The following is a 12,123-nucleotide window of genomic DNA, read 5'->3' as shown; positions in this document are numbered from 1 at the left end:
CATGCGCCGACGACTCGGCTCCCGCCTCGCCTCCGTCAGCGGCGCCCGCCCGGGCGCGCTGCGCTCGCTCCCCCTCCCCTCGAAGGTCGCCCTGGCTTTCCTGGTGCTGCTGATCCTGGCCGCCGCACTCGCCTCCGTGATCAGCCCCTTCGACCCGCTCGCGACCGGCTCCCCCGTGCAGCCTCCGAGCGCGGAGCACTGGATGGGCACCGACAGCGTGGGCCGGGACGTGTTCTCGCGACTCCTGCACGGCGCCCGCTCCTCGCTGCTGATCGGCCTGTGCGCCACCGCCGCCGCGCTCGTGGTCGCCGCCGTCCTGGGCTCCTTCGCCGCGACCGCGGCGAAGCTGCCCTCCGAGGTGCTCATGCGCATCCTCGACGTGGTCATGGCATTCCCGGGCATCGCGCTCGCGGCCGTCTTCGTGGCGGTCTTCGGCACCTCGCTGCCGGTGATCATCTTCGCGATCGCCTTCCTCTACGTGCCGCAGCTGGCGCGCGTCGTCCGTGCGAACGTGCTCGCCCAGTTCGGCGAGGACTACGTCGCGGCATCGCAGGTCATGGGGGCCTCGACGTCCTGGATCCTGTTCAAGCACGTGGCGCGCAACTGCCTCGCGCCGATCATGGTCTTCGCGACCGTGCTCGTGGCCGACGCGATCGTCTTCGAGGCCTCGCTCTCGTTCATCAACGCGGGCGTGCAGCCGCCGTCGCCCTCCTGGGGCAACATCATGAGCGAGGGCAAGGCGGTGCTCCTGGCGGGCTACTGGTGGCCGACGTTCTTCCCGGGCGTCGCCATCCTGCTCACCGTCCTCGCCCTGAACATCCTCTCCGAGGGCCTCACCGACACCTTCGCGAGCCCCCGCGTCAAGGCGTCGGTCGACGTCGACGCCGACGAGCGCGCGCAGGAGAAGATCGTGGGGGAGGCCGAGCGGAGCGCCGTGGTCGAGGAGGAGGAAGAAGAGGAGCAGGAGGTGCTCGGCGCGACCGGTGCCGACATGGCCCGCCAGGTCCTGCACGACTCGCTGCGCAGGCTCCGCGAGGCCGAACAGGCGCGGGGCGAGCGCCCGTCTCCCGCGACCGGCGCTCCGATCCTCGAGGTGCGGAACCTCCGCGTCGCCTTTCCCGAGGCGCACGGCGACGTCGACATCGTCGACGACGTCTCCTTCTCGGTGCGCCCCGGGGAGACCATGGGCCTCGTCGGCGAATCGGGGTCCGGCAAGTCCGTCACGAGCCTCGCGATCATGGGACTGCTCCCGCGCACGGCGCGGGTGAGCGGTGAGGTGCTCCTGGACGGCAAGAACGTCCTGGACCTGGGATCGAAGCAGCTCAACGCCCTGCGCGGCCACGACGTCGCGATGATCTACCAGGACGCGCTGAGCTCGCTGAACCCCTCGATGCTCATCCGCGCGCAGATGAAGCAGCTGACCTCCCGCGGCGGCACCCGCAGCGCCGAGGATCTGCTCGAGCTCGTCGGCCTCGATCCCGCGCGCACGCTCTCCTCCTACCCGCACGAGCTCTCGGGCGGGCAGCGCCAGCGCGTGCTGATCGCGATGGCGCTCACCCGCGACCCCCGCCTGGTGATCGCCGACGAGCCCACGACCGCCCTCGACGTGACCGTGCAGAGGCAGGTCGTGGAGCTGCTCGAACGGCTGCGCGAGGAACTGGGCTTCGCGATGGTCTTCGTCAGCCACGACCTCGCCCTGGTCTCCCAGCTCGCCCACCGAATCACCGTGATGTACGCGGGCCAGGTCGTGGAGCAGGGCAGCACCGCCCAGATCCTCACCGATCCCCGCCACGAGTACACGCGGGGCCTGCTGGGCTCCGTGCTCTCGATCGAGGCGCGGGCCGAGCGCCTGCTGCAGGTGCCCGGGACCGTGCCCTCGCCCCGCGAGTTCGCCGCCGGCGACCGCTTCGCCCCGCGCTCGCAGGACCCGTCGGCCCGCTCCGACGTGCGCCCGCGGCTCGTCGCGATCGACGAGCACGAGCACGCGGGCGCCTCCGTCGGGCCCCGGACGGGCGAGCACCTGGTGGCGACGATCGACCGGGTGCCCTCCGCGCTCTCCTTCGACGGCGCCCCGGATCCGTCCCCGCAGCGCACGGCGCCGACCACCGGCGGGACCCTTCGCCCCGCATCGCAGACCGACGACCGAGGAGTCCGCTCATGAGCGCCCAGGATGCCCGCCCCCGCGGCGCCGCCCGCGACGACCGGGGCGACGGCCCGGTGATCGAGCTGCGCGACGTGCACGTGGTGCACCGCCTGCGCACGGGATCGCTCCTGCACCCCGACACCATCCGCGCGGTCGACGGCATCAGCCTGAGCGTGGACCGCGGGCAGGTGCTCGGCATCGTCGGCGAGTCCGGCTCGGGCAAGTCGACCCTGGCGCGCGTGATGACCGGCCTGCAGAAGGTCACCAGCGGCGAGGTGCTCTTCCACGGCGCGGCGCTGGGACGCTCGCGCGCCGCGCGCCGGGAGCTCGGCCGCACCATCTCGGTGGTCTTCCAGGACCCGGCGACGGCGCTCAACCCGCGGCTCGTCGTCCGCGAGGCGCTCATGGACCCCCTGCGGGTCCATGGGATCGGCACCGAGAAGGAGCGGCTGGAGCGGGTGACCGAGCTCATCCACCAGGTCGGCCTGCCCGTCTCCGCGCTCGACGTGCTCCCCCGCCAGATCTCCGGCGGCCAGCGCCAGCGCGTCGCGATCGCACGCGCCCTCACCCTGCGACCGGACGTGATCGTGGCCGACGAGCCCACGAGCGCCCTGGACGTCTCGGTGCGGGCCCAGGTGCTCAACCTGCTCATGGACCTCAAGGCCGAGCTCGGCCTGGGGCTCGTCTTCATCTCCCACGACATCTCGACGGTCCGCTTCGTCTCCGACGAGATCCTGGTGATGAACCGCGGGCGCGCCGTCGAGCACGGCCCCGCCGCACAGGTCTTCGCCGACGCCGAGGACCCCTACACCCGCTCCCTGCTCGCCGCGGCCCCCACACTGCTCTGAGCACGGGATCATCGATACTGCACACGAACTTCTCGGAGGAGACACCATGACCACCACCGCACCCGAGACCACCGGCGGATCGCACGCGCTGCGGGGCGTCGTCCCGCCGCTCCTGACCCCGCTGACCCCTGAGGGCGACCTCGACCGGGCGAGCCTGAGCAGGCTCGTCGCCCGCCTCCTCGAGGCGGGGGTCGACGGCATCTTCGCGCTCGGCTCGAGCGGGGAGGTCGCGTATCACGACGACGCCATGCGCGACCGCGTGCTCGACGCCGTCGTGGGCGAGGTCGCCGGTCAGGTGCCCGTGCTCGCAGGGGTCATCGACATGCAGACGCATCGGGTGATCTCCCACGTGCGGGCCGCCGAGAAGCACGGCGTCGCGGGCATCGTCGCGACCGCGCCGTTCTACGCGATCACCGGGCCCGACGAGATCGGCGCCCACTTCCGGGCGATCGGCGCGGCCTCCTCCGTGCCGGTGTGGGCCTACGACATCCCCGTCTGCGTGCACGTCAAGCTCGCCCCCGCCCAGCTCATGGAGCTCGCGGCCGACGGCGCGATCGCCGGGGTCAAGGACTCCAGCGGCGACGACGTGTCCTTCCGCCGCCTGGCCACCCTGAACCGCGCGGCCGGCTCCCCGCTGACGCTGCTGACCGGCCACGAGGTCGTCGTCGACGGCGCCTACCTCTCCGGGGCCGACGGCTCGGTGCCGGGGCTCGGCAACGTCGATCCCGCCGGGTACGTGCGCATGGACCGCGCGGCGCGCGCGGGCGACTGGGACACGGTGCGCGCCGAGCAGGACCGCCTCGCGGCCCTGTTCGAGATCGTCTTCCAGCCCACCGACAAGGCCGGTCCGGCCGCCGGCGTGGGCGCCTTCAAGACGGCGCTGCGCGAGCTGGGCGTCCTCTCGACCAACACGATGTCGCTGCCCATGACCCCGATCGAGGGCGGGGCGGTCGACCGCATCCGCACCATCCTCGACCAGGCGGGACTGCTGGATGCCCGGCGCTGAGCACCGCGACCGCGAGGCGACGGACCGCGGATCGGACGCCGCCGCACCCGGCGCCGCTCCGCTCGCGGTGCTCGCCCTCGACATCGGCGGCACCAAGATCACGGCCGCACGGGTGAGGATCGCGCCGGACCGCTCCCGCGCCGAGGTGCTCGAGGAGACGACCGTCCCGACCCCCGCGCGCGAAGGGGCCAGGGCCGTGCTCGAGGCGGCCCTCGACGCCGGGTCGCGCATCGTCGGCGACGCGGACGGGGCAGGTGATGCGGGGGCGCGGATCTCGGCCGTCGGCATCTCCACGGCCGGGGTCGTGGACGTGGCGCGCGGGGAGATCACCCACGCGACGTCCTCGCTGCCGGGCTGGCCGGGGACGCGCGTGGCCGCCGCCTTCACCGAGCGCTTCGGCACCCCCGCGCGGGCGCTCAACGACGTCCACGCGCACGGGCTCGGCGAGGCCCTGTTCGGCACCGGACGGGACGCCTCCTCACTGCTGCTCGTGGCCGTGGGGACGGGCATCGGCGGCGCCCAGGTGGTCGACGGCCGGCCGGTCGTGGGCGTGCGCGGGGCCGCGGGGCACGTGGGCCACGTGACCGTCCCCGAGGCCGCGTCCGTCCCCTGCACGTGCGGTCGCGTCGGGCATCTCGAGGGGCTCGCCTCCGGGCCCGGGATCCTCGACCTCGCCCGGCGCCTCGGCGCGGACACGGCGCAGTGCGCCGACGGGCCCGCCCTGGCCGCCGCCGCACGCGACGCCGACGGCCCGGCACGCGAGGCCTACCGCCTGGCGGGCCTCGCCACGGGCCGCGTCATCGGCTCGCTCCTGAACGTGCTGGACGCCCAGACCGTCGCCCTCGCGGGCGGCGTCGTCGGCGCGAGCGAGGTCTGGGACGATGCCCTCAGGCAGGGCGTCGCGCGCGAGGCGATGGACGTCGTCTCCGCGACGCCCGTGGTCCCCGCGCAGGCCGGTGCGCGCGCGGCACTGCTCGGCGCCGCGGCCTGGGCGATCGCCTGACCCGGGCGCTGCCCGTCGCGCGCCCTTCCCGTCCGACCGCCCGTCTCCGACCCGCAGCCTCTGTCTCCCGCTCCCGCTCCCGCTCCCGGAAGGATCCCGCGATGCATCCCCTGGTCTCCGCCCTCGAGGGCCGTCTGATCGTGTCCTGCCAGGCCTACCCCGGGGAGCCGATGCGCGACCCCGGCACCATGGCGCAGGTCGCCGCCTCCGTCGAGCGCGGCGGCGCGGCCGCGGTGCGCGCCCAGGGCCTCGAGGACATCCGGCAGGTGAAGGGGGCCGTGGACGTCCCCGTGATCGGGATCTGGAAGGACGGCGGCGAGGGCGTCTTCATCACGCCCACCCTCGATCACTGCCTGGCCGTGATCGACGCCGGCGCGGACGTCCTGGCGCTCGACGGCACCTCGCGGCCCCGCCCCGACGGCCGCACCTTCGCCGAGACCGTCGCCGCCGTCCGCGAGCGCTTCTCGGGTCCGATCATGGCCGACTGCGACAGCCTCGAGTCGGCCCTCGCGGCGGCCGAGGCGGGAGCCGAGATCGTCGGCACCACCCTGGCCGGCTACACCGATGCTCGCCCCCGCACCGAGGGCCCCGACCTCGAGCTGCTGAGCGAGCTCGCAGGGGCCCTGCCTGCGACCTCCGTGCTCGTGGCCGAGGGCCGCGTGCACACGCCCGCGCAGGCCGCGGCCTGCGCCGATGCCGGTGCGTTCGCCGTGGTCGTGGGCACCGCGATCACGCACCCCACGACCCTCACCACCTGGTTCCGCGACGCGGTCGAGTCCTGAGATGGACCGGCAGGAGCCGGTGTCCCGGGACGTGCTCGCGGACCCCATGGCACCGTCCGACCGTCCCGAGATCGTCTGCATCTGCGGATCGACCCGGTTCGCCCGCGAGATGCAGGAAGCCACCCGCGACCTCACCCTCGCGGGAGCCATCGTCCTGGCCCCGGCAGTGTTCGCGCCGGACGAGGCTCAGGACATCGGCCGCGAGCAGAAGGCGGCCCTGGGCGCCCTGCATCTGCACAGGATCGACCTCGCCGACCGCGTGCTCGTGGTGAACCCCGACGGGTACCTCGGCGAGTCCACGCGCCGGGAGATCGCGCACGCCCGGGCGACGGACACGCCCGTCACGTTCACCGATCCGGTATAAGGACGGGACCCGCCGTCAGGGTTCGCGGCGGAGGCTCCGGGACGGTGCGTCCGCGCTCGGCTCCTCGTCCGAGGCCGCGTCCTGACCGTCGGCCCCGCCCGCAGTGCTCGCCGCCCAGCTGCCGAGCACGGCGAGCGCATCGGCCGCGCTCGAACCGGGTGCGGCCGTGTACACGTTCAGACGCAGTCCCGGGCTGGCGGGGATCTCGAAGGCCTCGTAGTCCAGGACCATCTCCCCCACCAGCGGGTGGCGCAGGTGCTTGGTGCCGGCGCGATGGAGCTTCACGTCCTGCTCGGCCCACAGCTCGCGGAAGCGGTCGGAGCGCGTGGAGAGCTCGCCGACGAGGTCCTGGAGGTCCTTGCTGAAGGGGTCGCGACCGGCCTCGGCGTGCAGGAAGGCGACCACGTCGCGCTGCGCGCCGGGGAAGTCGACGAAGAACTGCTGGGCGGAGGGCACCAGGAAGGCGAAGCGCGCCGTGTTCGGCTCGCTCATCGACTCGATCACCGGGCTGTACAGCGCCCTGCCCATCGCGTTCGCGGCGAGCACGTCGAAGCGGCCGTTGCGCACGAAGGCGGGCGCGGGGAGCATGTCGAGCATCCGGTGGACCGTCTCCGAGACCCGGACGGACGCCGCCCCGGACGGCCGCGGGGAGCGGCCCTCGGGCCGGCGGCGCGAGCCCGCGGCCCGCACCAGCCGCCGCAGGTGATCGGACTCGATGTCGTCGAGCAGCAGGGCGCGTGCGATGCCGCGCAGGACCTCCTCGGAGACGGAGCCGACCCGTCCGCGCTCCATGCGGGTGTAGTACTCGACGCTGATGCCGGCGAGCAGGGCGACCTCCTCGCGGCGCAGCCCCTCGACCCGGCGGTGGCTGCCGAAGGCGGGCAGGCCCGCGTCCTCGGGGCGCACGCGGGCGCGGCGCGAGGCGAGGAACTCCCGCAGTTCGGTGATCGGATCCATCCTCGAAGACTACGGGGGCACCGGCAGGGTGCCAGACCCTGCCGGTGCCCCCTTTGGGCCCGACCCTGCGGATGCCCTTCTCGGAGTCAGACGGAGACGTCGGCGGACGTCTCCCGCGCGGCCCGCCTGGCCGCCGCGCTGCGCCGCACCGCGGAGAGGATCGTCAGCGCGATCGCCCCGAGCAGCAGCGCGTAGATGAGCCAGACGATGGGCCCGTCCAGGAGCGCGAGGGGGTTCCCGTCCGAGCTCATGAGCGCATCGCGCAGGTTGGTCTCCGCGAGCGGTCCCAGCACCATGCCGATGATCAGCGGGGCCAGCGGGTAGTCGGCGAGCCTCATCAGGAAGCCGATGAGCCCGATCACCAGCAGGATCAGCAGGTCGGCGACCGACGGGCTGGACGCGTAGATGCCCAGCCCGCAGAACATCGCGATCCCCGCGTACAGGTACGGCTTGGGGATCAGCAGCAGCTTCGCCCAGAGCTGGGCGAAGGGCAGGTTGATCACCAGCAGCACGATCATCGCGAGGAAGAAGCTCGCCAGCAGTGTCCAGACCAGGTCCGCCGAGCGGTCGAACAGCAACGGCCCGGGCTGCAGACCGTACTGGCGGAACGCCGCGAGCATCATCGCCGCTGTCGCGGAGACCGGCAGGCCGAGGGCCAGCAGGGCGCCCATCGCCATGCCGGTGGTCGCGTTGCCCGCCGCCTCCGGTGCGGCCAGGCCCCGGATGGCGCCCTTGCCGAAGCGCGGGTTCCTGCGCCGCGAGTCCAGGCGCCGCTCGAGGCCGAAGGCGAGGAAGGTGGGCAGCTCCGATCCACCGGCCGGGACCACGCCGAAGGGCAGCCCGATGATCGTGCCGCGCGCCCAGGCGGGTGCCGCCTCCTTGAGCTCCGCACGGTTCAGCCACGGCCGGCCGGAGGCCTTCATGGGTGAGCGCGTGGGATCGAAGCGCTCGCGGCAGGCCACGTAGATGACCTCCGCGAGGGCGAGCATCCCCACGGTGACGGTGACCAGCGAGATCCCGTCGAACAGCAGCGGCGAGCCCGCGGTGAAGCGCGGGGCGCCGCTGACGCCGTCGATGCCGATCACCGAGATGCCGATGCCCAGCAGCAGGGCCAGCAGGCCCTTGACCGCGGAGTCGGCGAGCACCGAGCTGGTCGCGAAGAACGCGAACACGGCGAGGGCGAAGAACTCCGCGGGGCCGAAGCTCGTGGAGAAGGCCGCGAGCCACGGCGCGAAGAACACCACGAGCACCGAGGCCGCCATGCCGCCCACGAAGGCGCCGATCGCGGCGGTCGCGAGGGCCTGCGGCGCCCGGCCCGAGCGGGCCATCGTATGGCCCTCGAAGGTCGAGGCGATCGCCGAGGCCTGCCCGGGGGTGTTCATGAGGATCGCCATCGTCGAGTCCCCGAAGAGTCCCCCGAAGTAGATGCCGGAGAACATGATGAACGCCGCCGTCGGATCCAGGGCGAAGGTGACGGGCAGCAGCAGCGCGACCGCCATCGAGGACCCGAGTCCGGGCATGACGCCCACCGCGGTGCCCAGCAGGCACCCGATGAGCACCCACAGCAGGTTCGTCAGGGTGAGGGCGTCGCCGAGCCCTCCCAGCAGCATGCTGATCGAATCCATCTCAGAATCCCCCTCCCAGCAGGCCCGAGGGAAGCGCGAGCCCGAGCGCCATGTCGAAGCAGATGTAGGCGACGGAGGAGACCGCGAGCGCGATCACCACGTCCATGAGCGGGCGGCGGGACCCGAAGGACCGCGAGACGCACCAGAACAGCAGGCCGCCGCCGAGGATCCAGCCGAGGTAGGGCAGGGTCACCGCGAACACGGCGAAGCCGCCCACGGCCCAGGCGAAGGGGCCCCAGGCGATGCCGACGCGCCGGGTGACGGTGCCGGCGATGCCCTCGGTCTCGTCGCGTCCGGCGGGGCGGGTGCGGTCGGGTGCGAGCGGGCTGTGGCGGCGCAGGACGCTGACGACCTGCACGATCACGAGCACCGCGATGCTCCCGGCGAGGATCTCGGGGACGAAGCGCGGGCCGGGGAAGGACGTGCCCTCGGGCAGCTTCATGGTCACGATGCCCACGAGCAGGTAGATCGCGAAGGCGGCCATGACGATCGGGACGGACAGCTCGGCGAGGAGCCCGGTCTCCGGTTCGGCCGACGAGGCGCCGGGCTCGGTGTCCGGGGCGTCGGTGGTGTGCGGGGTGGTGGTCATACGCCGAGCTCCTCGTACAGCGAGCGGATCAGCTCGGCCTGCTCGTCCAGGTAGCGCTGGACCTCGTCGCGGTCCACGATGTTCTCCGCCCAGTGGTAGTGGCGGACGGATTCCTTCCAGTCCGGCGTCGCGATCGTCTCCTCGATGATCCCGAGCAGCTGGGAGATCTCGTCCTCGCTGATCCCGGCCGGGGCGTGCATGGAGCGCCAGTTGGTGAGGGTCACGTCGTAGCCGAGGTCGACGGTGGTGGGCAGGTCGATGCCCTCGATCGGCTTCTCGGCGACGACGGCGAGCGCCTTCAGCCTCCCGGACTCGATCATGTCGACCGAGTCGGGGTAGCCGCTCGAGGCGGCCTTCGCCGTGCCGTTCAGCAGCGCCTGGGTGGCCTCTCCCCCGCCGTCGGAGGAGATGTAGTTGACCTCGGAGCCCGTGACGCCGGCGGCGACGGCGAGCTGGGTGACCACGAGCTGGTCGAAGGAGCCGCCGCCCGTCCACGGGATGCCGCCCACGTCCTTCTTCCACGCCTCGACGAGGTCGTCGAGGCTCTCGAACTCGGAATCGCCGGGCACCACGATCACGTCGTTCTCCTCGACGACGACGCCGAGGTTGGTGACGTCGTCGAGCGTGGTCGAGGACCCGTACTGGATGGTCGCCGCGAGCAGGCCGGTGCCGCCGATCATGAGGGTCTCGGCGTGGCCGCGCTGGCCGGCGAGGCTGGACAGCGCGATCGTTCCGCCCGCTCCGGGGATGTTCACGACCTGCGTGTTGTTCACGATGCCTCCGGCCCGCTGGGCCTGCTGCATCGAGCGCGCGGCGGTGTCCCATCCGCCGCCGGCGGCGGCGGGGGCGATGATCGTGAGGGCCGAGCGGAGATCCTCACCGCCGGAGGCGGAGGCGATCGACCCGTAGGTGGCGGTGCCGATGGCGCCTGCGGCGACGACGCCGCCCAGCACCTTCAGGGCCGTGCGCCGCGGCGGGGCCGATCCCGAGTCCGGTGGTGATGCCGGCGGGTGGCCGTTCGGTGGTTCTTCGGGGGGCATGGGACTCCTGGGACGGGGCATCGCGCCACCGTGAGGAGGTGCGCGGCGGCGATGCCGAGCGGGCCCGGTCCGGACCGCACGGGGTCCGCGCCGGAGAGGGAGGAGCCGACACCCTAGCGCGGCACGGCACTGCTCCGCGCGTCCTGCCCGCGTGGCGGGAGCTCGCCCGGACTCGCGCGCGGCCGCACCATGGCCCCCACGCGCCCGCACCATGCGCTTTTACCTGAAGCGGCGATTCTTTACGGACATGACCTGGGCCGACGCCGCCGGGAGCGCGCCACGTCACGTGCTGGGCCCCGGATCCTTGGCGCGACGACCAGACTTCGTTCCCTCAACATTCAGGTCACGCGCAGGTAACGGCGTGTCGTGTGAGCCACCCGGCATTCAAGGTCAAAGCTCTGCCAACTCTTCTTCACCGGCCTTGAGGCGCGCCCCTGCCCCGCCCGTACGGTGGCCGACGCAGATGCACCCCGGTTCGCTTGCAACCCCGGCGGTTCGGCAGCTGCTCCAGGACTTCCCCCTTATCGACGACTCTCGAAGGAGCCATCTCCCATGTCGACCCATGAGAGCACCTCGACGCTCAACGCATACCTCCGCCGCGGCGCCATCGCGATCGCCGGCGGCGCCCTCGTCGCCACCGGCATGATGGCGACCAGCACCACCGACGCCCACGCCGACCAGTGGGACACCGTCGCGCAGTGCGAGTCCGGCGGCAACTGGTCCACCAACACCGGCAACGGCTTCAAGGGCGGACTGCAGTTCACCGATTCCACCTGGAAGGCATACGGCGGAACCGGCAGCCCGCAGAACGCCTCCAAGGCGCAGCAGAAGGCCGTCGCCGAGCGCGTGCTCGCCGGCCAGGGCAAGGGCGCATGGCCCGTCTGCGGCAAGGGCCTCTCCGGCTCGGGCGACTCCGACGCCTCCATCCCCAGCGGCTCCTCGAGCTCGAGCCAGAAGAGCACCTCGTCGGACTCCTCGTCCTCGAACTCCTCGAGCTCCTCCAAGAGCACGGGCTCGAAGCAGTCCAGCAAGCCCCAGGGCGACTGGAGCTGCGACGGCGACGGCATCGCGAACAACTGCACGGAGAACGGCTTCACCAAGAAGACCGAGAAGAAGCAGAGCACCTCGCAGTCCACCTCCAGCACCAAGAAGTCCAGCGAGAAGCAGGGCGACTGGAGCTGCGACGGCGACGGCATCGCCGACAACTGCACCGAGAACGGCTTCACCAAGGAGACCGCGAAGAAGAGCACCTCGCAGTCCTCCTCCTCGAACTCCTCGGCCCCCGGCATCTCCGTGGCGGGCACCCTGGACGTCGACGGCAAGATGGGCCCGAAGACCGTCTCGGCCCTGCAGGACTGGCTGAACATCGACCAGACCGGCAAGATGGACGCCCAGACCGTCAAGGCCGTCCAGGCCTGGACCGGCAACACCCAGGACGGCGACCTCGGCTCGTCGACCGTCAAGGGCATCGAGCACCAGGTCGGCGCCACCCAGAACGGCGGCGACCAGCTCGACTCGGGCAGCGTCAAGACCCTGCAGGCGTTCCTGAACCTGTACTGATCCGGACTCGGGAGTCCCTCCCGCACTCCGCGGATCCGAAGACCGCGGCGGCGAAGCACTCGTGCCTCGCCGCCGCGGTCTTCTGCGCTTCCCGCACTCCCGGCCCCTCTCTCCTCCTCCCCCGTCCGTCGGCCCCTCCCATCCGGGGCTGGGCGGGCACTGAACACTCCACGAACACGGCCCCAGGGTTCGACCTGTACCGTCGC

11 protein-coding genes are annotated in these 12,123 nt (G+C 72.6%); 7 read left to right on the top strand and 4 right to left on the bottom strand.

The genetic code is table 11. From position 1 onward, the window contains the following. Position 1 precedes the first annotated feature (1 nt). From M4486_RS00850 to M4486_RS00825, 6 genes are all read left to right on the top strand, one after another. Positions 2–2,161: a dipeptide/oligopeptide/nickel ABC transporter permease/ATP-binding protein gene (locus M4486_RS00850; protein WP_249479115.1), complete on the top strand. Its 2,160-nt coding sequence runs from the start codon at positions 2–4 to the stop codon at positions 2,159–2,161. Then, positions 2,158–2,991 (top strand): ABC transporter ATP-binding protein, encoded by an 834-nt coding sequence (locus tag M4486_RS00845; protein WP_249479114.1) that lies wholly within the window; start codon positions 2,158–2,160, stop codon positions 2,989–2,991. The genes M4486_RS00850 and M4486_RS00845 overlap by 4 nt, the downstream gene beginning before the upstream one ends. Positions 2,992–3,037: 46 nt before the next feature. Beyond that, positions 3,038–3,997: a dihydrodipicolinate synthase family protein gene (locus M4486_RS00840; RefSeq protein WP_249479113.1), complete on the top strand. Its 960-nt coding sequence runs from the start codon at positions 3,038–3,040 to the stop codon at positions 3,995–3,997. After that, complete coding sequence (locus M4486_RS00835) at positions 3,984–5,000, top strand: ROK family protein (protein ID WP_249479112.1); 1,017 nt, start codon at positions 3,984–3,986, stop codon at positions 4,998–5,000. The genes M4486_RS00840 and M4486_RS00835 overlap by 14 nt, the downstream gene beginning before the upstream one ends. Positions 5,001–5,101: 101 nt before the next feature. Then, positions 5,102–5,782 carry an N-acetylmannosamine-6-phosphate 2-epimerase gene (locus tag M4486_RS00830; RefSeq protein WP_249479111.1) on the top strand — a complete coding sequence of 227 codons (681 nt, stop codon included), beginning with the start codon at positions 5,102–5,104 and terminating at the stop codon, positions 5,780–5,782. Position 5,783: 1 nt separating this feature from the next. Then, entirely contained in the window at positions 5,784–6,146 is a 363-nt protein-coding gene (locus M4486_RS00825) for a hypothetical protein (protein WP_346731760.1), read from the top strand. 15 nt (positions 6,147–6,161) lie between these two features. Here the strand turns inward: M4486_RS00825 and M4486_RS00820 are convergent, their stop codons facing one another. From M4486_RS00820 to M4486_RS00805, 4 genes are all read right to left on the bottom strand, one after another. Then, positions 6,162–7,103: a helix-turn-helix transcriptional regulator gene (locus tag M4486_RS00820; RefSeq protein ID WP_249479110.1), complete on the bottom strand. Its 942-nt coding sequence runs from the start codon at positions 7,101–7,103 to the stop codon at positions 6,162–6,164. An 86-nt stretch (positions 7,104–7,189) separates the two neighbouring features. Then, positions 7,190–8,728, bottom strand: coding sequence for a tripartite tricarboxylate transporter permease (locus tag M4486_RS00815; protein WP_249479109.1), 1,539 nt, complete (start codon positions 8,726–8,728; stop codon positions 7,190–7,192). A 1-nt stretch (position 8,729) separates the two neighbouring features. Then, the gene (locus M4486_RS00810; RefSeq protein ID WP_249479108.1) at positions 8,730–9,317 is read right to left on the bottom strand and encodes a tripartite tricarboxylate transporter TctB family protein; all 588 of its coding nucleotides are present in this window, start codon (positions 9,315–9,317) and stop codon (positions 8,730–8,732) included. After that, the gene (locus M4486_RS00805) at positions 9,314–10,357 is read right to left on the bottom strand and encodes a tripartite tricarboxylate transporter substrate binding protein (protein WP_249479107.1); all 1,044 of its coding nucleotides are present in this window, start codon (positions 10,355–10,357) and stop codon (positions 9,314–9,316) included. The genes M4486_RS00810 and M4486_RS00805 overlap by 4 nt, the downstream gene beginning before the upstream one ends. 552 nt (positions 10,358–10,909) lie before the next feature. Between M4486_RS00805 and M4486_RS19780 the strand changes: the two genes are divergently transcribed. Then, positions 10,910–11,917, top strand: a complete 1,008-nt coding sequence (locus M4486_RS19780) for a transglycosylase family protein (RefSeq protein WP_283257951.1) — start codon at positions 10,910–10,912, stop codon at positions 11,915–11,917. The last annotated feature ends 206 nt before the right edge of the window (positions 11,918–12,123 follow it).

Source organism: Brachybacterium kimchii, assembly GCF_023373525.1.
Classification (GTDB): domain Bacteria; phylum Actinomycetota; class Actinomycetes; order Actinomycetales; family Dermabacteraceae; genus Brachybacterium; species Brachybacterium kimchii.
This window is presented reverse-complemented; position numbering and strand designations above follow the sequence as displayed.